General features: G+C 64.9%; 24 protein-coding genes. 13 read left to right on the forward strand and 11 right to left on the reverse strand.

What is annotated here, in order from left to right; genetic code table 11:
* Positions 1-43: 43 nt before the first annotated feature.
* From F7P65_RS03240 to F7P65_RS03255, 4 genes are all read right to left on the reverse strand, one after another.
* Positions 44-1,423, reverse strand: a complete 1,380-nt coding sequence (locus F7P65_RS03240) for a sensor histidine kinase (RefSeq protein ID WP_150290320.1) — start codon at positions 1,421-1,423, stop codon at positions 44-46.
* Positions 1,423-2,517: a DUF2336 domain-containing protein gene (locus F7P65_RS03245; protein WP_150290321.1), complete on the reverse strand. Its 1,095-nt coding sequence runs from the start codon at positions 2,515-2,517 to the stop codon at positions 1,423-1,425. Before F7P65_RS03245 ends, F7P65_RS03240 begins: the two co-directional genes overlap by 1 nt.
* Positions 2,518-2,562: 45 nt before the next feature.
* Positions 2,563-3,729, reverse strand: a complete 1,167-nt coding sequence (locus tag F7P65_RS03250) for a hypothetical protein (RefSeq protein ID WP_150290322.1) — start codon at positions 3,727-3,729, stop codon at positions 2,563-2,565.
* Positions 3,730-3,806: 77 nt separating this feature from the next.
* Positions 3,807-4,109: an Hpt domain-containing protein gene (locus F7P65_RS03255; protein ID WP_150290323.1), complete on the reverse strand. Its 303-nt coding sequence runs from the start codon at positions 4,107-4,109 to the stop codon at positions 3,807-3,809.
* 80 nt (positions 4,110-4,189) lie between these two features.
* Between F7P65_RS03255 and F7P65_RS03260 the strand changes: the two genes are divergently transcribed.
* Entirely contained in the window at positions 4,190-6,853 is a 2,664-nt protein-coding gene (locus F7P65_RS03260) for a coiled-coil domain-containing protein (RefSeq protein ID WP_150290324.1), read from the forward strand.
* Between the two features lie 78 nt (positions 6,854-6,931).
* Here F7P65_RS03260 and F7P65_RS03265 read toward each other — a convergent pair whose 3' ends face one another.
* Positions 6,932-7,600: a hypothetical protein gene (locus F7P65_RS03265; protein WP_150290325.1), complete on the reverse strand. Its 669-nt coding sequence runs from the start codon at positions 7,598-7,600 to the stop codon at positions 6,932-6,934.
* 157 nt (positions 7,601-7,757) lie between these two features.
* Between F7P65_RS03265 and F7P65_RS22275 the strand changes: the two genes are divergently transcribed.
* Complete coding sequence (locus F7P65_RS22275; RefSeq protein ID WP_240334191.1) at positions 7,758-7,979, forward strand: hypothetical protein; 222 nt, start codon at positions 7,758-7,760, stop codon at positions 7,977-7,979.
* Positions 7,976-8,878, forward strand: coding sequence for an EamA family transporter RarD (gene rarD / locus F7P65_RS03270; protein WP_275897544.1), 903 nt, complete (start codon positions 7,976-7,978; stop codon positions 8,876-8,878). Before F7P65_RS22275 ends, rarD begins: the two co-directional genes overlap by 4 nt.
* Here the strand turns inward: rarD and F7P65_RS03275 are convergent.
* Positions 8,875-10,206 carry a dihydroorotase gene (locus F7P65_RS03275; RefSeq protein WP_150290327.1) on the reverse strand — a complete coding sequence of 444 codons (1,332 nt, stop codon included), beginning with the start codon at positions 10,204-10,206 and terminating at the stop codon, positions 8,875-8,877. The genes rarD and F7P65_RS03275 overlap by 4 nt on opposite strands.
* 50 nt (positions 10,207-10,256) lie before the next feature.
* Here F7P65_RS03275 and ygfZ point away from each other — a divergent pair, with 50 nt between their 5' ends.
* Both ygfZ and F7P65_RS03285 read left to right on the forward strand, forming a co-directional pair.
* Positions 10,257-10,994, forward strand: coding sequence for a CAF17-like 4Fe-4S cluster assembly/insertion protein YgfZ (ygfZ, locus tag F7P65_RS03280; RefSeq protein WP_150290328.1), 738 nt, complete (start codon positions 10,257-10,259; stop codon positions 10,992-10,994).
* On the forward strand, positions 10,991-11,737 hold the full coding sequence (locus tag F7P65_RS03285) for a glutaminyl-peptide cyclotransferase (RefSeq protein ID WP_150290329.1): 747 nt from the start codon (positions 10,991-10,993) through the stop codon (positions 11,735-11,737). The genes ygfZ and F7P65_RS03285 overlap by 4 nt, the downstream gene beginning before the upstream one ends.
* A gap of 9 nt (positions 11,738-11,746) precedes the next feature.
* Here F7P65_RS03285 and F7P65_RS03290 read toward each other — a convergent pair whose 3' ends face one another.
* Positions 11,747-12,052: a plasmid stabilization protein gene (locus tag F7P65_RS03290; RefSeq protein ID WP_150290330.1), complete on the reverse strand. Its 306-nt coding sequence runs from the start codon at positions 12,050-12,052 to the stop codon at positions 11,747-11,749.
* Positions 12,053-12,170: 118 nt separating this feature from the next.
* Here F7P65_RS03290 and F7P65_RS03295 point away from each other — a divergent pair, with 118 nt between their 5' ends.
* The 5 genes from F7P65_RS03295 (at position 12,171) to F7P65_RS03315 (ending at position 15,601) form a co-directional block, all read left to right on the forward strand.
* Positions 12,171-12,503, forward strand: a complete 333-nt coding sequence (locus F7P65_RS03295) for a hypothetical protein (protein ID WP_150290331.1) — start codon at positions 12,171-12,173, stop codon at positions 12,501-12,503.
* Entirely contained in the window at positions 12,500-12,745 is a 246-nt protein-coding gene (locus F7P65_RS03300) for a hypothetical protein (protein ID WP_150290332.1), read from the forward strand. Before F7P65_RS03295 ends, F7P65_RS03300 begins: the two co-directional genes overlap by 4 nt.
* A 102-nt stretch (positions 12,746-12,847) precedes the next feature.
* The gene (locus F7P65_RS03305) at positions 12,848-13,777 is read left to right on the forward strand and encodes a DUF808 domain-containing protein (protein WP_150290333.1); all 930 of its coding nucleotides are present in this window, start codon (positions 12,848-12,850) and stop codon (positions 13,775-13,777) included.
* Positions 13,777-15,150, forward strand: a complete 1,374-nt coding sequence (locus F7P65_RS03310; protein ID WP_150290334.1) for an MATE family efflux transporter — start codon at positions 13,777-13,779, stop codon at positions 15,148-15,150. The genes F7P65_RS03305 and F7P65_RS03310 overlap by 1 nt, the downstream gene beginning before the upstream one ends.
* Before the next feature lie 130 nt (positions 15,151-15,280).
* Positions 15,281-15,601, forward strand: a complete 321-nt coding sequence (locus tag F7P65_RS03315) for a hypothetical protein (RefSeq protein WP_150290335.1) — start codon at positions 15,281-15,283, stop codon at positions 15,599-15,601.
* A 281-nt stretch (positions 15,602-15,882) separates the two neighbouring features.
* Here the strand turns inward: F7P65_RS03315 and F7P65_RS03320 are convergent, their stop codons facing one another.
* The 4 genes from F7P65_RS03320 to F7P65_RS03335 all read right to left on the reverse strand — a co-directional run bounded on the left by F7P65_RS03320 (position 15,883) and on the right by F7P65_RS03335 (position 19,263).
* On the reverse strand, positions 15,883-16,653 hold the full coding sequence (locus tag F7P65_RS03320) for an ABC transporter permease (protein ID WP_150290336.1): 771 nt from the start codon (positions 16,651-16,653) through the stop codon (positions 15,883-15,885).
* Positions 16,650-17,582: an ABC transporter ATP-binding protein gene (locus F7P65_RS03325; protein WP_150290337.1), complete on the reverse strand. Its 933-nt coding sequence runs from the start codon at positions 17,580-17,582 to the stop codon at positions 16,650-16,652. Before F7P65_RS03325 ends, F7P65_RS03320 begins: the two co-directional genes overlap by 4 nt.
* Before the next feature lie 67 nt (positions 17,583-17,649).
* A complete protein-coding gene (locus F7P65_RS03330) occupies positions 17,650-18,279 on the reverse strand; it encodes a class I SAM-dependent methyltransferase (protein WP_150290338.1) in 630 nt (209 codons plus the stop codon).
* A 105-nt stretch (positions 18,280-18,384) separates the two neighbouring features.
* Positions 18,385-19,263: a LysR family transcriptional regulator gene (locus tag F7P65_RS03335; protein WP_150290339.1), complete on the reverse strand. Its 879-nt coding sequence runs from the start codon at positions 19,261-19,263 to the stop codon at positions 18,385-18,387.
* A gap of 114 nt (positions 19,264-19,377) precedes the next feature.
* On the opposite strand from F7P65_RS03335, the gene F7P65_RS03340 reads away from it, so the two are divergent.
* From F7P65_RS03340 to mmsB, 3 genes are read left to right on the forward strand one after another with little or no spacing between them, the layout of a single operon-like run.
* Positions 19,378-20,520 carry an acyl-CoA dehydrogenase family protein gene (locus tag F7P65_RS03340; RefSeq protein ID WP_150290340.1) on the forward strand — a complete coding sequence of 381 codons (1,143 nt, stop codon included), beginning with the start codon at positions 19,378-19,380 and terminating at the stop codon, positions 20,518-20,520.
* 28 nt (positions 20,521-20,548) lie between these two features.
* Positions 20,549-21,607 (forward strand): enoyl-CoA hydratase/isomerase family protein, encoded by a 1,059-nt coding sequence (locus tag F7P65_RS03345; RefSeq protein ID WP_150290341.1) that lies wholly within the window; start codon positions 20,549-20,551, stop codon positions 21,605-21,607.
* A gap of 17 nt (positions 21,608-21,624) precedes the next feature.
* On the forward strand, positions 21,625-22,509 hold the full coding sequence (mmsB, locus tag F7P65_RS03350; RefSeq protein WP_150290342.1) for a 3-hydroxyisobutyrate dehydrogenase: 885 nt from the start codon (positions 21,625-21,627) through the stop codon (positions 22,507-22,509).
* Positions 22,510-22,517: the final 8 nt, after the last annotated feature.

Below are 22,517 nucleotides of genomic sequence, written 5' to 3' on the forward strand. Positions count from 1 at the left end.
AGGCCAAACAGGAAACGGCGCCCCATGGGGCGCCGTTTTCGTTTCAGCCCAGGGCGGGAAGAAGAAGCGCGAACCGGGCACCGCCCTCGGGCGCATCGTCGACACGGATGTCGCCGCCCATCGCCCGCGCCAATCGCCGCGAGATATAGAGGCCAAGGCCGCTCCCGCCCGCATCGCTGCGGCCCAATCGTTCGAACTTGTCGAATATCCGTTCCCGGCTGTCGGTGGGAACGCCGTCGCCCTGATCCAGCACGGCGATCCATGCCTGTTCGCCGTCTCGTCCCGTCTCGATCCGCACGGTCGACCCTTCGGGCGCATAGCGCACGGCATTGCCGACGAGATTCATCAAGATCTGCAAGGCCCGACGGAACTCGCCAACCGCAAGCTCCGACACCTCCGCTTCCGGCGCAACCACGCAAATGCCACGGTCCAGCGCCTTGACCAGGAACAGCCCCGCCGCGCGGCGTCCTATGTCCGCCAGATCCACCTCTTCCGCCACCACCGCGAAATCGGGCCGGTCAATGGCCTGAAGATCGGCCAGATCGTCGATCAGCGCCATCAAGTGTCGCCCCGCCGACGCGATGTCATGGGCATAGCCGACATAGTCCGGCCGCAGCGGCCCTTCGAACTGGCTCCCGATCGAATCGGCATTGGCGATGATCCGCCCCAGAGGCTGGCGCAGCGACCGGTCCAGTCGTTTTCCGAACTCGGCGGGATAAAGCACCGTCGGTTCAGGCGCGGCGAGCGGCGCCATGATCGCCCGATCCATCGGCAGAGCCTTGCCACGATACCCGACGAGTTGACCGCCCAAATCGAACATCGGAAAGCCGGACAGGGCAAAATGCTGCTCCCCATCCCCGGTCAGCGCGGCCAACTGCCCGCGAAAGGCCCGCCGCTGGGCAAAGCCGCGCAGGATGGGCAGATCGCCCTCGCCGTTCGGCCGCAGTTCGAAATAGCTGGTGAAGGGGCTTCCCGGCACCGGCGGCGCGCCGGGCAGAACGCCCTGTCCGCCCTGCCCCTCCAGCACCATCTGGAACCGCAATTGCGTGTCGATCTGCCATGTCCAGCCTTCGGACAGGGCCGCAATGTCCATATCCCGCTGCGCCAGGTCGATATTCGCGGAGACCGGAGAGCGCTCATGCCAATCGATGACGGCCATCTGAACATTCTGGCCATCCGGCTTGGCACGCACCCACATGTCGATATCGCCGCGCTCGGCCGCCGCAGCCACGGGACGCGACAGGGTGACGCCCAGCCTCGCCGCCAGCCGCGCCATCGCCGCCAGTTGCGGGATCGCGATCATCTCGCCCAGATCGCCGCCCGCCTCCTGCTGCAAGGCGAGCAAGGGCGCATCCGCGCTCAGCAGCCGGCCGTCGGCGGCGACCGTCGCCCGGATGACGGCAGGATGCGCCGGCATGTTCATCAGCCGGCGATCCGTCGCAAATGATCCAGCTTCGCGCGCAATGCCGCCGGCGCGCGCAAGGCTCCAATCGCCGCATCGGCCTGCGCCACGGTCAAATCCTGATAGCGTAGGGCCTCCTCCACGATCCGGGCGTCGGATAGCGAAGGCCGCACCGGGCGCAACGCCAGCAGCAGATGGCGGTAATCCGAATCCGACCCGCCCAGCGCGCGGCACAGCGCCGCCACCTGCCCGACCGGCCCCATCACCAGAATATCCGCGACCCGCGCGCTCTCCATGCGCAGCTGCCGCCCGGCGAGCGCTGCGAACAGCAGGAACTGCCGCCGCCCCAGCGCAGCGCCCATCAACTCCGCCCCATCGGCGCGGTCGCTCAACAGCCCGACCAGCCGGTCCGCCGCCGCAACCGGTCCCGCCGCCTCGTCATGACGCGCCAGCAGGACCCGCCCCGCCGCCTCGAACGCAGGGAGCGCCGCCTCCGGCTCGACCAGCCCGCTCCGCTGCGCCGCCGCCGCGAGACAGGCGGTGGCCGTCCACAGCAATTCCGCAAAATGCTCGACCGGCAGGTCGGGCTGCATCGGCTGCTCTTCCGCCCCCGTCATCAACCAGCGCCCTTCCGCCAACGCCAGCGCGGCCAAGGCATCGCCGACCGCCGCATCATCGGCGGGGAACAACGGCTCGGCCTCCGCCTCGCCATGGTCGCCGTCGGGCCGCCCGAACTGCCGCAGCATCAGGCTGATCCCGCCGCGCATCTGCATATGCGCCAGCAAAGCCGGTCCCAGCAGCGTCGGCTGCGCGCACAGGGTCGGCCAGCAGATCGGTTGCGGCCAGGGCTCCAGCGCTGCGGCAATTGCGGGCGTGTCCTCCAGCGCCAGGCGCAACCCGATCTCGATCCCGGTCAGGCATCCGCCCAGATGCCGCCGCGTTTCCGCCAGCAGCGCATCATGCCGTCCCCGCCCCTCGTCCGGAAAGAAAAACGCCAGATCAATGGCATGACCAACAGGAACGGCGGACATGCCGGCCATGACCTGCGCCATGGGCCAACTGTCCGCCACGGTCGGTCCGATCAGGGACGAAAAGGCGCTCATGCAGGTCAGCATAATGCCACGTCGTTAAAATGCACTAAACCGTAACGAGGAAATCGCTCAATCGCGCCGCAGCAAAATCATCGCTCCGACAGAGGCGATGACGCAGACCATCGCCACCTCCACCGCCAGCGCCAGCGCGCCCAGCAACGATCCCGCCAGCAGCAGGATCAGCGCGCCGGCCGGCGTGACAATCATCCACGGCCGGGCATGGCCCGCCCGGCGCCAGCGGTCCGCCATCTGGACGATGGCCAGCAACAGCGCCAGATAGGCAGGCGCCGTCCCCTCCCCCGCCAGCGCAATCCCTCCGACCGCAAAGGCCGGCGCGACAAAGGCAAGCCACCCCATGGGCAAGGGCCGCAGCGCCATTTCATCGAGCCGGTCCGCCGTCTCCGCCAACAGCAGCGACATCAGCAGCAGGCAAAAGCCCGTTCCGGTCCAGAGCAGTTCAATCGGCACCAGCGCAATCGCGCCCAGCGCCATGGCGGCGATCCGCACCTGCAAGGCAGGCACCTGCATCCGCATCAGCGCCGGTCCAATCAGCCGCGCCGCCGGAGCCAGCAGATAATGTTCGGCCGCGCCACGCACCCGCTGGCCGCGCGGGCCATGCGCCATCGCCGCCTGCGCCGCGAGATTCGCCTGATCCTGCCCCTCGACCAGCGCCACCCGGCCTTCCATCAGATCGTCCTGCGGCACGGTGACCCGCCGCGCGCCCGCCTGCACCGCCGCGCGCACCAGGGTCAGCGACAGGTCCCAGTCGCCGATCATGTCCAGCGTGTTGAACAGCAGGTCCGGGCCGATCCGCGCCAATCCCGCCCAGCGCTGCCCCGCGTCGATCCGCTCGAACGGCGCGCTCGCCCGGCTGTCGTCCGCCACCAGCAGGGCATTGCCCTCGCTGCTCGCCATCGCTTCGAAATAGGCCTGACCGACAATCGCGCCATCGGCGACCAGCAGCGTATCGGCATGACGAGGCGCATCGCGCACCATCGACACCATGTCACGGATCAGCGCGACCGCGATGCCGTCCGCCGAAAGCCGGTCGACCGCCTGCGACAGCGCTGGCGTAATCACGCTCACCAGGATCATGATTCGGTCAGCGCCCGCCCGCGCCGCCTGACGCGCCTGATATTCCACCAGCGTCTGCCCCGCGAAATGCAGGCTGGCGCGCAGCGATCCAGCCGCATCATGGGATGCCCGGCTGGCGCTCAGAATTGCCGCAAATGTCATGCGTGATGAAACCGACCCGATTTTTGTTCAGACCACCTTGTCGCAAGGCGGATGCGATCACGCAAGCCGACTATCCATCAATCCCGTGCAAGATCGCTGAGCATGGCACGCAGCCGGCGCAAAATCCGGGGATCGCCGGGTACCGCATCGGCGGCTTCATCGGCCATCGCCATCAGGCTGGTCAACCCGAAGCTCGCCGCCAGCCCCTTCAGCCGCCAGGCCGCAAGCTGCCAATTGGCGTCGCAATGGGCGCGGTCGAGCAGATCGAGCTGCCGTTCCGCGCTTTCCATGAAGGCAATGCGCAGATCCTCGATCAACAGCCGGTCTTCACCGACAGCGGCGGACAAAGCCGTATTCAGGGCGCCTGGATCATAGGACATGGGGTCAACGCTATCTCGCTTGCGTTAAGTTTTGGTAACAGGGCATTTTCGTGGGCGCAAAAGCTGCTAGGATAAGCAGCATGACCGGGGGCAGCACCATAGTGGAATTCTGGCGGGACAAGGACCGCGCGGCAGACATCTCATCGCAGGAGGATGACAGCCTTCTGTTGAAACGGGCCGTCATGGATTTGGAAGATCCCGCCGAACAGCCGGACGGCGGCATGGGCGGCACGACGTGGGCCTTGATCGGCGGGGGGCTGTTGTGGATCGGCTTTGCCGGCTGGGCGACGGTTTCGTCCGGCCAATGGCGCGGCGGTCCTGCCGCCTGGCCGGGGTTGGTCGCGACGATCCTCATCCCGCTGATCCTGCTCGGCGTCTGCTATCTCCTGCTGCTGCGCAACAGCCGCAGCGAAGCGCGCCGCTATCTCGACACCGCCAGCGCCCTGCGGGCCGAGGCGGAACTGTTGGAACTGCGCCTGGGTCGAATCGCCGGGCAGTTGGACGCGTCGCGTCAGGCCATGCAGGACCAGGCGGAACTGCTCGACAGCTATGGCGCCGCCGCCAGCAGCAATATGGAGGCGTCGGCCGAACTGATCGCAGGCCGGGCACACAGCACCGCCGAGCGCGCCGAAGCCGCTGAACGCGCGACCCTGGCCCTTGTCCAGCGCATGGAAACGCTGATCGGCTCCATCCCGGAACTGGAGGAGCGCGCGACGCGCATGTCGGCGCAGATGGTCGATAACGGTCATGCGCTGTCGGAACGGATCGACATGCTGGAGGCGCGGCTGCATGCGCTGGGCGAGCTGTCGGACGATGCCCGCGCCCGCACCCTTTCCGCCACCAAGAGCCTGTCGAGCCAGTTGACCCAGCTTCAGGAAGCCACGCGCTCCACGACGCAGGAAGTGAACGGCATGGCCGACATCGCCGCCGCCCGGATCGACGCGACGATGGAAAGCGCGCGCCGGGCGATGGAGGAAAGCTGGCAGGATCTTGAACAGAAATCCGTCGCGCTCGGCGGCCTGACCAGCCGCACCAAGGATGAGGTGACCGAGACCACCCAGTCGGTCATCGCGCTGCTGACGCAAGAGTTGAACCGGGTCGAGATCGACGTGCTTCACCGCCTTGAAACCACCCACGGCCGCGCGCAGGAAACCATGGCGGCGGTCGATGCCAATCTGACGGCCCAGGCGCTGTCGCTCAAATCGCTGATCGAAGGCGCGCAGAGCGGCATCGCCGCCACCAGCCACTCCGCGCTTACCGCCCTGTCCCGCGATGCGGAGACGGTCGAGGCCGAGTTGCGCCAGCGGATCGAAACCGCCGTGGCGCAGGCCCGCGATGGCATGGCGATCACCGATGAAGGCATCGCCCGCCAGAGCGAGGCGCTCGATGCGCTGATCGCCCGTTCCCGCAGCGGCATAGCGGCGATCGGCGAAGAAACCGTCGCCAATCTTGCCGATCATGTGGGCGAGGTCGAAAGCCGCCTGCACCAGATCAACGATCTGGTCGAGGGCCAGCGCACTTTGGTCGCCGGGCTGCAAACCAGCCTCCACGACGCGGTCATCGCGGCCGAAACCCGCTTTACCGCGATGGAGGAATCCGCCCTCGCCCGCAACGAACGGCTGGCCGAGGCGCTGACCCGTCTGACCGCCGAAACCCAGCGCATCGACAGCGCCCTCGCCTCCGGTGGCCTGACCGCCGAAAAGCTGATCGGCAGCGCCGAGACGCTGATGGTCGCGCTCGATTCCAGCGTGCGCGAACTGGACGAAACCTTCCCCGCCGCGCTGGACCGCTTCAACGGGCGGATCGAGACCAGCCGCACCCTGCTCGACAGCGCGGCGCCCGAAATCGAAAGGCTGGAGGCGATCTCCGAAGCGCTGGTCGGCCGCACGCAGGAGGCGGAAGAGTTGCTGCGCGGTCAGGGCCGTCGCCTCAGCGAATGGCTGGAAAGCACGCAAAGCGGCGTGGATGCCAATCGCGAACTGGTTGAACGGCTGCGCACCGCGCTCGACAATGCGCACCAGGACGCGACGCGCATCACCGAAGGGGCAGGTCCGCTGCTCGTCACCGCCCTGCTGCGGGTCAAGGACACCGCCGATCAGGCCGCCGAACGCGCGCGTCAGGCGCTCAGTCGCGCCATACCCGACGCTGCCCAGTCGCTCGCCGACGCCAGCGAGGAAGCGATGGAGCGCGTCATCGGCGACAAGATCACCGCGCAGATCGAACAGGTCGCGAAGGTCGCCGAGGAAGCCGTCAAGGCCGCCCATCAGGCATCCGATCGCCTCACCCGACAGTTGCTGACCATCGCCGACACCAGCGCCACGGTCGAAGCCCGGATAGAGGAAGCAGAACGCGCCGCCGAGGACCGCGACCGCGACCATTTCGCGCGCCGCTCCGCCCTTATCATCGAATCACTCAACAGCACTGCCATCGACGTCACCAAGATCCTGTCCAACGACGTCACCGATTCCGCCTGGTCATCTTATCTGAAGGGCGACCGCGGCGTCTTCACCCGCCGCGCGGTTAAGCTGTTGGACGCCGGAGAATCCCGCGAAATCGCGCTGCATTACGACAATGATCCCGAATTTCAGGAGCATGTGAACCGCTACATTCACGATTTCGAATCGATGCTGCGGATCATTCTTTCCGCCCGCGACGGCAATGCGCTGGGCGTGGCGATCCTGTCGTCCGACATGGGCAAGCTCTATGTCGCGCTGGCTCAGGCCATCGAGCGGCTGCGGCAATAAAGCGGTTTCCCGTTGCGTCTTGCCCCCTCGCTACGCGCAATGGGGGCCAGGGGACGCGGGTCTTCCACGGAAAATTCGCTATCGCCCGTTATCGGCAATCACATCCACGCTGGTCCTGCCCCCCGGCGCGTCAGAGAACAGCAACAGAAAGGCGCTGCCGTCGTCCTTGCGCGTGCCGCCCAGCACATGGTCGGCGCCCATGACCTTATGTTCGGCATCGAAACCGGCGCGGCGGGCCTGGGTGTAATAGAAATCCATCACGCTCTGACGCGGCACCGGCGTTACGAAGGTCGCCGCCCGCAAAGTGCAGCCATTTTTCTCCGCGCCCGCCGCTTCGGTCAGTTGCGCGCCCGGATAGGGGGTGAAGGGTTCGGGCAGACGGCTCGCCCATTGCGCGCCATAAACCAACTGCTTGCGACAGAAAGCGTTGCCGCCGGGCTTTTGCTGCTCGCGGGCGACGGCGGCCAGGCTATCCGCCGATTCCGGCGTCTCGCCCTGCGTCGGCGCAGGCGTCGCAATCAACTTGCCGCCGGCCAGCTTGACCGATTGCGCCAGCGCCCTTGCCGCATCGCCCTTCAACAGGGGTAGCTTCGCTTGCCGTTCCCCAACGATCGCCCCCTCTTCCACATTGCCGGTCAGCGCATTGTCCAGTGCGTTCAGATCGGCCTCCTTCTGCCCCTTGCCGCAAGCCGTCAGCGGCAGGGTCAGCACAAGCGCGAGGGCACAGAAAGATCGAACGGACGCCATGACTTCACTCCTTCGTAAACAAGGGATGAAGAGCAAAGGTTAATTTTCCGTTAGGGAATTTGGTGAATCATCGCCTTAATGCAGTGGGGCCAGTCTCCGCCAACTGGCATTGCCGTCCGGCTTGCCGCGACGCGGCGAAACCTCCATCTGTGCGGCCATGTTCAACATCCTGTCAGCCCTGATCGGACTTGTCACGCTGATCTGCATGATCCCGGCGGTGTTTCCGCTGTTGGGCGCGCTCAATTGGCTGCTCGTGCCGGTGGCGCTGTTCGGCGCCTTTGTCGGCCTGTTTTCCTCCAAAAGCGGCGGGCGCAATTTCTGCCTGATGGTGGCGGGCTTCGGTGCGTTCCGGCTGTTTCTGGGCGGAGGCATATTTTGACCGAAGAAGCCGCCCGGACTCGCGCAAGCCTTTTCGCCGCCCTTGGCGCCTATGGCATGTGGGGCCTGTTGCCGATCTTCTTCCGCCTGCTTCACCATGTCGCGCCGGTCGAGATCGTCGCGCAGCGCGTCCTTTGGTCATTGATCCTGATATTGAGCGTGCTGGGTGCCAGGCGGAGCCTGCCCGCGCTGCTGACCGTCCTGCGCAATCCCCGCCTGATTCTGCCGCTCGGCGCATCGGGCCTGCTGATCGGGGCGAACTGGCTGACCTATGTCTGGGCCGTCAACAGCGGGCATGTGATCGCGTCGAGCCTAGGCTATTTCCTCAATCCCCTGGTCAGCGTCGGCCTGGGCGTGGTCGTCCTCAAGGAAAAGCTGCGGCGCTGGCAGATCGCGGCCATCGTCATCGCAGCGACGGGCGTGGCGATCATGGCGGCCTCGGCGCTCACGACCTTGTGGATCAGCGTGGCGCTGGCCCTGAGCTTCGCGCTTTATGGGCTGGTGCGGAAGCTGACCCCGGTGTTGCCGATGCTGGGCCTGGGCGCGGAAACGATGCTGCTGACGCCGCTGGCGCTCGTCTATCTGCTGTGGCTGTCGCACCATGGCGGCCTGGCGTTCGGCAGCGACGGCGGGACGACGGCGCTGCTGATCGTCAGCGGCGCAGTCACGACCGTGCCGCTGGTCCTGTTCGCCATGGCGGCCCAGCGGCTCCCGATGGCGATGCTGGGCCTGATGCAATATGTCGCGCCCACGCTTCAGTTTCTAAGCGGCATCCTGCTGTTCGGGGAGACGCTGTCCCGAGGACAGCTGATGAGCTTTGCGCTGATCTGGCTTGGTCTCATCCTGTTTGCGACGGACAGCCTGGGCGCCGCCCGCCGCAATCGGATGGCTACCGTTTAGGCGAATTCGGTCGCTTCGAAGCGGACAGGCTCGCCGACCGCTTCATTGGCCAGCGTGTCTTCCCACATGACGCGATGGCCGCGAATGATGGTGCCGACCGCCTTGCCGGTAAGGTCCATCCCCTCGAACGGCGACCAGTTGCAGCGCGAGGCGAGCCATTCGCTGCCGACCGTCCAGCGCTTTTTGAGATCGACGATGGTGAAATCGGCGTCATAGCCCAGCGCGATGCGTCCCTTGCCGACCAGCCCGAACACCCGCTGCGGACCCGAGGAGGTCAGTTCGATGAAACGGCGCAGCGACAGGCGTCCTTCCGCCACATGGTTGAGCAACAGCGGCACCAGTGTCTGGACGCCGGGCATGCCGCTGGGCGAAGCAGGATAGACCTTCGCTTTTTCCTCGATCGTATGGGGCGCATGGTCGCTGCCCAGCACATCGGGCACGCCCTGGTTGAGCCAGTGCCAGAGGCCATCGCGATGCGCCTGCGAACGGATCGGCGGATTCATCTGGGCATAGCTGCCCAGGCGCGGATAGGCGTCCTCCGCCGCGAGGGTCAGATGCTGAGGCGTCACCTCGCAGGTCGCAATGTCCTTGTGCTTCGCGATATATTCCAGCTCGGCGGGCGTCGTGACATGCAGGATATGGATGCGGCGGCGGGCCTTGCGGGCCAGATCGATGATGCGCTTCGTCGCGATCATCGCGCTTTCATCGTCGCGCCAGACGGGATGGGAGGATGGATCGCCCTCCACCCGCAAATCCTTGCGGGCGTTCATCCGCGCCTCGTCCTCGGCGTGGATGGCGACGCGGCGCGTGCCGCTGGCCAGGACGCGGGACAGCGCGGCATCATCGTCCACCAACAGGCTACCGGTGGATGCCCCCATGAAAATCTTGACGCCCGATGTCCCGGGGATGCGCTCCAGTTCCTTCAACTGCTCGGCATTGTCGGCGGTGGCGCCGACATAGAAGGCATGGTCGCACCACATGCGGTGATGGGCGCGGCCGAGCTTGTCGTGGACGCGCTCGGCCGTGTCGGTATTGGGGTTGGTGTTGGGCATTTCGAACACCGCCGTCACACCGCCCAGCACCGCCGCCCGGCTGCCCGATTCGAGGTCTTCCTTATGCTCCAGCCCCGGTTCGCGGAAATGGACCTGGCTGTCCATGCAGCCCGGCAGCACGTCGAGCCCGGTGCAGTCGATCGTCTCGCCCGCATCGCCCAGAGCAGTGCCGATGGCGACGATCCGGCCGCCGCGCACGCCCACGTCCACGCTTTCCGCGCCGCCGGGAGTGTGGACGGTGCCGTTCTTGAGGATAAGGTCGAAAGTTTCGGACATGGCACAGCTCACCGCTTGGATATGATTACCGAGTGTCCTACCTAAAGCCGATGACTGGCACCACCCTCAGCGACCGCGCAATCCTCAGAATTTCCGGCGAAGAAGCAAAAGTCTTTCTACAGGGCCTGCTGACCCGCGACGTGTTGACGCTGAAACCGGATGAACCGCGCTGGACCGGGCTGTTGACGCCGCAGGGCAAGGCGCTGTTCGACTTCATCCTCTGGGCCGAGGGCGAGGATATATTGATCGATTGCGAAGCAGCGCAGGCCGACGCGCTGGCGAAGCGGCTGACGCTGTATCGACTGCGGCGGAAGGTCGTGATCGCGAAGGAGGAAGGGCTGGCGGTGCACTGGGCGCCGAAGGCGGACGGCAAGCCTTGCGATCCGCGCCTCGATGCCCTGGGCCATCGCTGGATCGCGCCCGCCGATGGTGGCGACGCGGCGGCGGCTTTCCGCGCGCACCGGCTGGCGCTCGGCGTGTTCGAAGGGGTCGGGGAACTGGGGCAGGACCAGCTATTGTGGCTGGAAACCAATGCCGGGGAATTGCGCGGCGTCGATTATGACAAGGGCTGTTATGTCGGACAGGAAAACACCGCCCGCATGCATTATCGCAACAAGGTGAACCGGCGACTGGTGGCGGTGCCGTTGGCGCAGGCCGATGAGAAGCGCCAGAAGGCCATAGTGCCCGATCTCAGCCTCTCCATCGAGTTGCGCCGGGTGGAGGATCTTGACTCCGCCACCCTTCCCGACTGGCTCGCCAGCGCAATGGCGGCGCAGGCGGCCGAATGAAGCCATTGTCCGTCGCGCTGCTGGGCGCGTTGCTGCTGGCCGCTCCGGCGCAGGCCGAGACGCAGTGGAAGCTGGTCAAAACCTATCCCCACGACCCGGAGGCCTTTACCGAGGGCCTCTTCTTCCATGACGGCGCACTCTACGAGAGTACCGGTCTTGAAGGACAGTCGGACATCCGCAAGGTGGACCTCAAGACCGGCAAGACGCTCCGCCGCCATATCGTTCCCCGCCCCTATTTCGGCGAGGGCATCGTCAACTGGAAGGACCGGCTGATCAGCCTCACCTGGCGGCACCGGCAGGGGTTTGTCTGGAAACTCAATGATTTTTCACCCATTTCCACCTTTCGCTATGAGGGCGAAGGTTGGGGACTGACGCAGGACGGCCGCAGCCTCATCATGAGCGACGGGAGCGCACAACTGCGTTTCCTCGATCCCGAAAAGCTGGTCGAGGCCCGGCGGATCACCGTTACATGGAACGGCCGCCCGGTCGATCGCCTCAATGAACTGGAATATGTGAACGGCGAGATCTGGGCCAATATCTGGTACGACAGCCATATCGCCCGGATCGATCCGCGCACCGGCGCTGTCATCGACTGGCTCGACATCGCCCCTCTCCTGAAGGCCAGCGGCGCCAGAGACAGTGAGGCGGTGGCCAATGGCATCGCCTATGACGCCAAAGGCGACCGCCTTTTCGTGACCGGCAAGAATTGGGCGAAACTGTTCGAGATCAGGGTGGAAAAATAACGCTCCGCTTCACCCATGCGCCCGTTTGCGCCGGGTTTCCCACCCCTTTTTGGCGGCCGCCGATCGATCCGCAGCCGAACGCTGGGCCGAAGCGGCGCCGCCCTTCCTGCCGCCCTTGCGGGAGGAGACATGGGTGTCGGGCTTGCCGCGCCCGGAACCGGATTTGTTGCCGCCACCCGATTCCTTGTTGACCGTCGCCCAGGCGCGTCGTTCCGCTTCCCGATGGGAAACGCCGCGATCTTCATAGCCTTCCTCGATATGTTCGGCCTTGCGCTTCTGCTTGTCGGTATAGCTGCTCTTGTCACCTTGGGGCATGATCGGCTCTCCATTCCATCCGCCTCCTTCAACGAGCAGGAAGCAGCCGCGTTCACACCGCTCCGCAAGCGTTATGAATTTCTCGGAACAGAGGGGCTGGAGCAGCGTTCATCGAACCATGGAGCAGCGCTCTCTCATCGAACGGCTGGCCCGTCATCTCGCCACCCCTGATCCTGACCGCTGGCAGGACCATGTCGAGGACGCCGCCAGCCTGCTCGCCCTGTTGAAGAGTCCAGACGATGCCATGAGCAAGGCCGGCGACGGACGCATATGGGAAGCCATGATCGACGCGGCACTGCGGGAGCGCTGGACCCTTGCGCCGGCATCACAGGCCAATGAGCCGCTCGCCGGAACCGATGAGGAAGGCGAAATCGCCCTGCCGCCCGGCCATGTCGGCGGCAATCACGCCGATTGGGTGCATCTGCACGATCCAGAGGAGAAATCGAAATGAAGGGGTTGTTGAAACTCGCTTTCCTGACCGGGCTGGGCACGGCGGCATGGAAGGGATGGAAGGAATGGCAAGCCCGTCGGGAAGCGGAGGGTTGGACGCCCGGCTTCTCCTCTGGCCGGGTGCGCGACGCAGGGCCGGCCGAGCAGCATATCGACGCCAGGGACTGGGACATGGTGGACGAACAGCTTGACGAGAGTTTCCCCGCCAGCGACCCGCCGGGCAATTATCGCGGCCTTCATTGAGCCATTCTCCCCGTAATGGTCGAGAAGCATTGCCCGCCCCCTGCCCCATCTCTATGAGACGGCTTCCGGCCATGTGCCGGTATCTACAGGGGAACCAATTCAATGCCTTCGGGTCTGATCGCGCTGCTCGATGACGTAGCGGGGATTGCCAAGCTTGCTGCCAGTTCGCTGGACGATGTCGCCGCCGCCGCGGGCAAGGCGGGGTCGAAGGCGGCGGGCGTGGTGATTGACGACGCCGCCGTCACGCCGCGTTATGTCATGGGCCTGACGCCTGACCGGGAACTGCCGATCATCTGGAAGATCGCCAAGGGATCGCTCCGCAACAAGCTGTTGTTCCTGCTGCCCGCAGCGCTCGTTCTGAGCGCCTTCGCCCCCTGGCTGCTGCCGCCGCTGCTGATGCTGGGCGGCGCCTTTCTCTGTTTCGAGGCGGTCGAAAAGCTGCTGGAGGCGGCACAGGGCGGCCATGACGTGGCGGAAGACGCGCTGACCACGCACAGTTCCCGGGAACTGGAGGAGCAGAAAGTATCCGGCGCGATCCGCACCGACTTCATCCTGTCGGGGGAGATCATGGCGATCGCGCTCGGCACGGTGGCCAGCGAACCGATCTGGGAACAGGCGCTCATCCTGGTGGTCGTCGCCATCCTCATCACAGCGGGCGTCTATGGCGTCGTCGGCTTCATCGTGAAGATGGACGATATCGGCCTGCACCTCGCCGAACGCCGCTCTGCCGGCGCGCAGGCGTTGGGTCGCACCATGGTGAAGGCGATGCCCGTACTGATGGGCATATTGGGCGCGGTCGGGACGGCGGCGATGCTGTGGGTCGGCGGCGGCCTCATCGTCCACGGCCTGCATGAATTTCACTGGGACGCGATCCCCGGCGCGATCCACCATGTCGCGGAACGTGCCGCCCATGCCCTCCCCATCGTCGCTCCCTTTGTCGACTGGCTGGTGAATGCCATCGGCGGCGCGCTGGTGGGACTGGTGGTGGGCGGCATCGTCGTGGCGGTCCTGCACCTCTTCAAGAGACATTGATGGCCTCCCCCTGGCGCCTTGAAGCGGGAGCGCTGACCGCGCTCGCCCTGCCGATGATCGCGGGCAATATCGCCTGGGCCGGGATCGCCGCGACCGACCTGCTGCTGCTCGGACGGCTGGGGGCGGATGCGGTGGCTTCGGGTGCGCTGGCGATCAACCTGTTCAACGCGCTGCTGATATTCGGCATGGGACTGGTGACGGCGGCCGCGCCCTTGATCGCCACGGAACGCGGGCGGCGGCGGCATTCGGTGCGCGACGTGCGCCGGACCGTGCACCAGACGCTGCGCGCGGCGGCGCTGTTCGTCCTGCCCGCCTGGGCGCTGTTGTGGAAGAGCGAGTCGATCCTGCTGGCGATGGGGCAGGAAGCCGACCTTGCGGCGCAAGCGGGCCAATTGATGCGCGGGCTCCAATGGGCGCTACTGCCCTTTCTGGGCTTCACGACCCTGCGCAATTTCATTTCCGCGCTGGAACGGCCGGTCTGGGGCCTGGTCGTCATGGTCTGCGCCATCCCTTTCAACGTGCTGGCAGGCTGGACGCTGATCTTCGGGCATTTCGGTTTTCCGGCATTAGGCCTGCTCGGCGCGGGTATTGCGAGCACCCTCTCCTCTTCCTTCCTGTTCCTGGGATTGCTCGGCGTCGTCCTGATCGACCGGCGGTTCCGGCGTTACCGGCTGCTCGGACGCTTCTGGACGCGGGACGGCGAGCGGCATCGCGCGGTCTGGGCGCTGGGCCTGCCGATTGCCATCACGCTGGGGCTGGAAACGACCGTATTCAACGCCTCCGCCTTTCTGATGGGATTGATCGACCGCGACTCGCTGGCCGCCCATGCCGTGGCGATCCAGATCGCAGCTCTGGTGTTCATGGTGCCGATGGGCATCGGCCAGGCCGCAACGGTGCGCGTCGGCCTGGCCTATGGCAAGAAGGACGATGCGGGCGCAGGGCGCGCGGGATGGTTGGCGCTCGCCATCGGCACCGGTTTTGCGCTGGCGGCGGCGGCTGTTCTGATCGCAATGCCGAAAATGCTGATTTCCGCATTTCTGGACCTGCACGATCCGGCCAATGCGCGCACGGCGGCATTGGCGGTCAGCTTCCTGGGCGTTGCGGCGCTGTTCCAGTTGGTAGACGCCGCGCAGGCCGTGGGCGCGGGCGTCCTTCGCGGCATTCAGGATACCCGCGTGCCCATGATCTTTGCCCTTGTCGGCTATTGGGTGATCGGCATCGGGGTCGGCGTCATCCTCGCTTTTCCGCTGAAATTACAAGGCCTCGGCATCTGGCTGGGACTGGCGAGCGGACTTGGGACGGTTGCGTTGATGCTGATCCTTCGCTGGGCCTTGCGGGACAGGCTGCATCTTTTGCGGCGGGCGCAGAATTGATGCGTCGTCATTTCTGCGCCTTGCTATAAAGTCTTTCGTCCCGAAAACAGGCCAAGTTGCACGAAGAGGCGATGGTGCGTCGCACAAAGCAATTGAACCGGCGCGCCGAATCAGTAATGAAAAGCGGGTTATGACCCCTCCGACCACCTTCTTCGAAGCGATCGCGCTCCAGAAATGCCTGATGGCGACCTATAACAAGATGGTCGTGAAGCTGGCGCCGCACATCCTCTACACCCGCCACGACGAAATGTTCATCGACGCGGTGACGATCGAACGCGACGGCCGCCCCCCGCGCGAGTTGAAGCTCGGCACCTTCAAGCTGGCGGGTTTGAACGACGTCAGCCTGATCGATGAACAGTTCGAGCCGATGCACGGACTCTATGACCAGAGCGACGCCAAATATAAGGGTGTGACCCTGTTCGCCATCGAGCCGGAGAGCGCTGCGGCTTAAGAGGCTGGCTCGACGGTTGAGGAATGGCAAAGGGCGGCCTGAGGGGCCGCTTTTTCCATTTTTTGAGGCAAGCTTGCAGCGGGTTTCGACCATTTGCGGACATCCAGATCATCCGGCACCACCGTCCCCTTGTCGTCATCCCAGCGCAGGCTGGGATCTCGGGAGATAGCGCGCGACATGGCCTGAGACCCCAGCCTGCGCTGGGGTGACGATGGGGGGTCTTGGCGTGACGGAGGGTCGGGCGTTCGCAAGCCACCCCTCACCGCGACCCTATCCACAATCTATTTTTTCAATCGATATCCCGTCCGGAACATCCAGCCGATAATCCCCAGGCACAGCGCCAGCATCCCGGCGATGAACAGCAGGCTGAACTCGATCCCTACATCACCGCGCCCGAAGAAGGTCCAGCGGAAGCCGGAGATCAGATAGACGATCGGGTTGAACAGGGTGATCGTGCGCCATGGTTCGGCCAGCATATGGATCGAATAGAAAGCCCCACCCAGAAAGGTCATCGGCATGACGATCAGCAGCGGGATCACCTGCAACTGTTCGAAGCTCTGCGCCCAGATGCCGAGGATGAAGCCGAAGAGGCAGAAACTGACCGCGATCAGGATCATGAACCCCGCCATCGCCAGCGGATGGGCGACGGGCAGGTCCACGAACAGATGCGCGGTCAGGAAGATGATGGAACCCACGATCAGCGATTTGGTCGCCGCCGCGCCGACATAGGCGATGACCGTCTCCACCGCCGAGACGGGCGCCGACAGCAGTTCGTAGATGGTGCCGGTGAATTTGGGCATGTAGATGCCGAAACTCGCGTTGAAGATGCTCTCCGTGAACATCGACATCATGATGAGGCCCGGCACGATGAAGGCGGCATAGGGAATGCCGTCAATCTGCGTCATGCGCGATCCGATGGCCCCGCCGAACACCACGAAATAGAGCGAGGTGGTGATCACCGGCACCAGCAGTCCGGTCAGCCAGGTACGGCGGAAACGATGCAGTTCGAACTTGTAGATCGACCAGATCGCGCGATGATTGAAGCCGCTCATGCCGCCTTCTCCCGGTGGACCAGACTGACGAAAATATCCTCCAGGCTGCTCTGCTGCGTGTTGAGGTCCTTATATCCAATGCCAAGGTCGCCCAGCTTGCGCAGCAGCGTGGACACGCCGGTGCGCTCTGCCCGGGTATCGAACACATATTCGATCTCATGGCCGTCACTCTTCAGCGTCACATGCCACTCGCCAAGCTCCGGCGGCACGGCGGAAAGCGGTTCGCTGAGCGTCACGGTCAGCGTCTTCTTGCCCAGCTTCTTCATGAGCGTGGCCTTTTCCTCGACCAGCACCAATTCGCCCTTGTTGATGACGCCCACCCGGTCGGCCATTTCCTCGGCCTCCTCGATATAATGGGTGGTGAGGATGATGGTGACGCCGGTCAGACGCAGTTCGCCGATCAGCTTCCACATATCGCGGCGAAGCTCCACGTCGACGCCCGCCGTGGGCTCGTCAAGGAACAGGACGCGCGGCTCATGCGACAGCGCCTTGGCGATCATCACGCGGCGCTTCATGCCGCCCGACAGCTCCAATATCTTGTTGTTGCGTTTGTCCCAGAGCGACAGGTCGCGCAGCACCTTCTCGATATAGGCGTCGTTGCGCGGCTTGCCGAACAGACCGCGGGAGAAGGTGACGGTATCGATCACCCGCTCGAACTGGTCGGTCGACAATTCCTGCGGCACAAGGCCGATGGCGGAACGCGATCCCCTATAGTCGGTGATGATGTCATGTCCCGCGACCGTCACGCGGCCCCCGCTGGGGCGGACATTGCCGCAGACGATGGAGATCATCGTCGTCTTGCCGGCGCCGTTCGGCCCCAGCAGGGCGAAAATCTCCCCCTCCTCAATGTCCAGATCGACGCCTTTAAGCGCCTGAAAACCCGAAGCATAGCTTTTGGTCAGGCCGGTAATGCTGATGATGGACGCCATGCGCGGCTATCCCCCCTTTGACTGAGCGGCAAAGATAGGACGCCGCCGCCGGGACGCAACCGGGCGGCTATTCGCCCTTCCGGAAAAAGCGGAAAACGGTGGCGGGCGGAAAGTTGCGAACCGTCTGGCCAACGCGCGCCACCTCCAGGTCCAGCGCGTCGAGAATGTCCCGGCTGACCGGCGGCCGCAGCGAATAGGTGAACTGGATGAAACAGCCGCCGGGCCGAAGCATCCGGAAGCTTTCCGACAATATCTCCGCGTGCATCTGCCGGTCCATGGCGAGCAGGGGCAGGCCGCTGATCACCGCCTGATAATCGCCCACTTCCCCGGCGGCGGAGGCCGACACGGTCTGGGCGGGCGTTTCCAGCACCGACACCTGCGGAAAATGGCGCCGCAGCCCGCGGGCGAAAGCGGGATTGATCTCCACCACCTCCAATCTTTCGGGCGGCAGGCCCGTGCCCAAAATGGCGCGGGTAAAGACTCCGGTGCCGCCGCCCAGCTCCATCACCCGGCCGCCCTGGGGATCGATCTGCTCCACCATCAGCCGCGCGAGATAGCGGCTGCTGGGGACCACCGACGCGGTCTGGCGCGGTTTCTTCACCCAGGCGGCCAGGAAATCGAGATATTCGGTCGCCCGGGCGCGAAGCTCGCCATGAGGCAGGGCGAGCGCCCGGCTGCGCTTGGACTTATGCTGCATGGGCCAACTGCGACCATATCCTTATCATGACGACTCCCTTAGCGAGCCGGAAGAGCAACGTCGATTGGGTTTAGGAAGGTTTTCCCGTCTTCTGGCCGACGCCGATCACGCCTTCAAGGTTTCGATACGCTCCTGCAACCATGAAGCCACGGCCTCGATCCGGGGCAATTTTTTCAGATCGCCATGCGTCACCAGCCAGAAGCTGCGCATGATCTCCACAGTGTCGGCCATGACCGGCGCCAGCGCGGCGTCGCGCCGGGCGATGAAGTCCGGCAGGACGCCGATCCCCGCCCCTTCCGCGATCATGCGATGCTGCATATTGATGCTGGTCGCGCGCAGATTGGCCTCCAACCCCGCTTCCACCTCGTCCAGATAGTCCAGTTCGGGGGAAAAGATGAACTCCGGCACATAGCCGACCAGCATATGGCCGCGCAGTTCGCCGGCATTTCGCGGCGTCCCCGCCCGCGCCAGATAGGCAGGCGAGGCATAGAGATGCAGCCGGTAATCCCCCATCCGCCGGACCGAAAGCCGCCCGCGCTGGGGCCGCGCCAGCATGACCGCCATATCCGCCTCGCGCTTGGACGGGTTGAGGAAGCCCGAGGCGGTGATGAGATCGAGCCGGATGCCGGGATGGCGGCGGCTGAATTCGGCAAGGCCCGGCGCCAGCACCCAAGTTCCAAAACCTTCGGCCACCGACAGCCGTACCTGTCCGTTCAGATGATGCTCGCGCCCGGTCGCCTCCTCCATCGCGGCGAGCGCCGCGCTCTCGATACTCTCCGCATGACGCAGCAGCGCCTGGCCGCGAACCGTCAGGGTCCGCTCCCCCGTCCCGACTTCGAACAGTTCGGGACCCAGGCTCCGTTCCAGCCGCGCGATTCGCCGCGCGATGGTCGTCGCGTCGATGCCGAGCGCGCGCGCCGCCGGGGCGATCTTGCGCGTGCGCGCCACCGCCAGAAAGACCCTGAGATCATCCCAATCGAACATCCGCCGCCCGCATAAATCTGCAAAATCGCGGCCACCCTATGCAGAACTGCGTTGTTGCATGCAATTGTGCATCTTATCTAAGGACGATCTTTAAGCGCATGTCAGGGAGAGCTTGTGAGCCAGTTCGATCTCACCGAAGACCAGTTGGCCATTCAGGACATGGCGCGCCGCTTCACCGCCGATGCGATCACCCCTTTTGCGGCGGAATGGGACGAAAAGAATATCTTCCCCCGCGATACGATCCGCGCCGCGGCGGAACTGGGGTTCGGCAGCATCTATGTGTCGCAGGAAGCGGGCGGCATCGGCCTGGGACGGCTGGAAGCGGCGCTGATCATGGAGGCGATGGCCTATGGCTGCCCGTCGACCAGCGCCTTCATTTCCATCCACAACATGGCCGCCTGGATGATCGACCGCTTCGGCAGCCAGGCCGTCAAAGACAAATATCTCCCCTCCATGGTGCCGATGGACCGGATCGGCAGCTATTGCCTGACCGAAGCGGGGTCCGGCTCCGACGCGGCGGCGCTGAAAACCCGGGCGGTGAAGGACGGCGATCATTATGTCGTCACCGGCTCCAAGCAATTCATCTCCGGCGGCGGCGAGAATGAAATCTATGTCGTCATGGTCCGCACCGGCGAAGAAGGCCCCAAGGGCATATCCTGTCTCGTCATCGAGAAGGATATGCCCGACGTCAGCTTCGGCGCGCCCGAACGCAAGCTCGGCTGGCATTCGCAACCCACGGCGCAGGTCAATTTCGACGGCGTTCGGGTGCCGACCGAAAATCTGGTCGGCGCGGAGGGCGAAGGTTTCCGCATCGCGATGATGGGGCTGGACGGCGGACGGCTGAATATCGGCGCCTGCTCGCTGGGCGGGGCGCAACGCTGTATTGATGAGGCGGTCAACTATACCAAGGACCGCAAGCAGTTCGGCCAGAGCATCGCCGATTTTCAGAATACCCAGTTCATGCTGGCGGACATGGAGACGGAACTTCAGGCCGCGCGCACCCTGCTCTACGCGGCGGCGGTCAAGGTGACCCAAAATGCGCCCGACAAGACGCGCTTTGCCGCCATGGCCAAGCGGCTGGCGACCGACACCGGCTCATCCGTGGTCGACCGCGCGCTGCAACTGCATGGCGGCTATGGCTATCTGATGGACTATCCGGTCGAGCGCTTCTGGCGCGATTTGCGCGTGCATTCCATATTGGAAGGCACCAATCAGGTGATGCGCATGATCATCGCCCGCGACCTGCTGCGGCCCTAAACCCGAGAGAGACTGCGCGGGAGACGATATGACCGATCAGTTGCTGATTTCCATCGACAATGGCGTGGGGCGCATCCGGCTGAACCGGCCCAGGGCGATCCACGCGCTGACCACGGAGATTTGCAGCGCCATCATCGACGCTCTGCTGGCGTGGCGGACGGATGAGGATGTCGTCGCGGTGATGCTCGACCATGCGGAGGGTCGGGGATTTTGCGCGGGTGGCGACATTGCGATGATCGCCAACAGCGCGAAGGGCGATTGCTCCGAGGCCGAGCAATTCTTCCAAACGGAATATCGGATGAACCATCTGCTGTTCGTCTATGAAAAGCCGATCGTCGCCTTCATCGACGGCATCGTCATGGGCGGCGGCGTCGGTATTTCCGATCCGGCCCGCTATCGCGTCGCGACGGAGCGGACCACCTATGCCATGCCGGAAACGGGCATCGGCCTTTTCCCCGATGTCGGCGGCGGCTGGTTCCTGCCGCGCATGCCGGGACGGACCGGGACGTGGCTTGCCACCACCGGCGCGCGGATCAAGGGCGCCGATTGCGCCGCCATCGGCATTGCCACCCATTATATGGCGTCGGACAGGCTGGAAGCGGTGAAGGCGCGGATCATCGCCGATCCCTACGGCCTGGCCGAAATCCTGGACGAGATGGCGGACGTCCCGCCGCCCTCCGACTGGGAAGCGCATCGGGAGCGGATCGACCGGCTGTTCGCGTCGGACCGTTATGAGGACATTCTCGCCGCGCTGGAGGCGGACGGATCGGATTGGGCGCAGGCGCAGCTTGACACCCTTGCCACCAAATCGCCGCAGACGATCAAGGTCGCGCTACGCCAGATGGCGGAAGGCGCCGCCTTCACCGACTTCGCCGACAATATGCGCAACGAATATCGCATCGGCCATCATGTCATCCGCCGCCCCGATTTCGTCGAGGGCGTGCGCGCGGTGATCTTCGACAAGGACAATGCGCCCCGCTGGACCCCGGCGCGGCCGGAGGATGTGACGGACGAACTGATCGACAGCCTGTTCGCGCCTTTGCCACCGGAACAGGAATGGACGCCGCTGCCCGAACTGCGTGGCTGAAAATAGGAGAGCCTGAGATGAGCCAGACCATCGCCTTTATCGGCCTGGGCAATATGGGCGGTGGCATGGCCGCCAATCTGCTGAAGAACGGCTTTGCCGTGCGCGCCTTCGATCTGGCGGAGGAAGCGCTGGCCAAGGCTGTTGAGGCCGGCGCCGTCCGTTGCGCGAGCGTGGCGGAAGCGGTGACGAACGCCGATGCGGTCGTCACCATGCTGCCTGCGGGCAAGCATGTCGAAGGCGTCTATTCCGGCGATGTGTTCGATGCAGCCAAGGCGGGCGCTCTGTTCCTCGACTGCTCGACCATCGATGTCGCGACCGCCCGGCGGGTTGAGGATGCCGCCGCCGCCAAGGGCTTCGAGATGGTCGATGCGCCGGTCTCGGGCGGGATCGCGGCGGCCAATGGCGGCACGCTGACCTTCATGGTCGGCGGCACGGATCAGGCCTTCGGCCGGGCCAAGCCGATCCTCTCCGCTATGGGCAAGGCGGTGATCCATGCCGGCGGCGCGGGCAATGGGCAGGCGGCGAAAATCTGCAACAACATGCTGCTCGGCGCGACGATGGTGGCGACTTGCGAAAGTTTCGCCATGGCGAAGAAGCTCGGCCTCGACCCGCAGACCTTCTACGATATTTCCAGCGTGTCGTCGGGACAAAGCTGGTCGATGACCAGCTATTGCCCGGTCCCCGGCGTCGGCCCGCAAAGCCCTTCGGACAATGGCTATCAGGGGGGATTCGCCGTGGGCCTGATGCTAAAGGACCTGAAACTGGCGAGCGAAGCCGCGGCCTCGGTCGGCGCGAGCGTGCCGATGGGCCATGCGGCGGAAGCCCTCTATCAGCTCCTTGCCAATCGCGGCGAAGCGGCGCGCGACTTTTCGCTGATGATCGAGATGCTGGAGGGGAAATAACCCCTCCA

The sequence above is a fragment of the Sphingobium estronivorans genome, assembly GCF_008692605.1.
In the GTDB taxonomy this organism is placed as follows: domain Bacteria; phylum Pseudomonadota; class Alphaproteobacteria; order Sphingomonadales; family Sphingomonadaceae; genus Sphingobium; species Sphingobium estronivorans.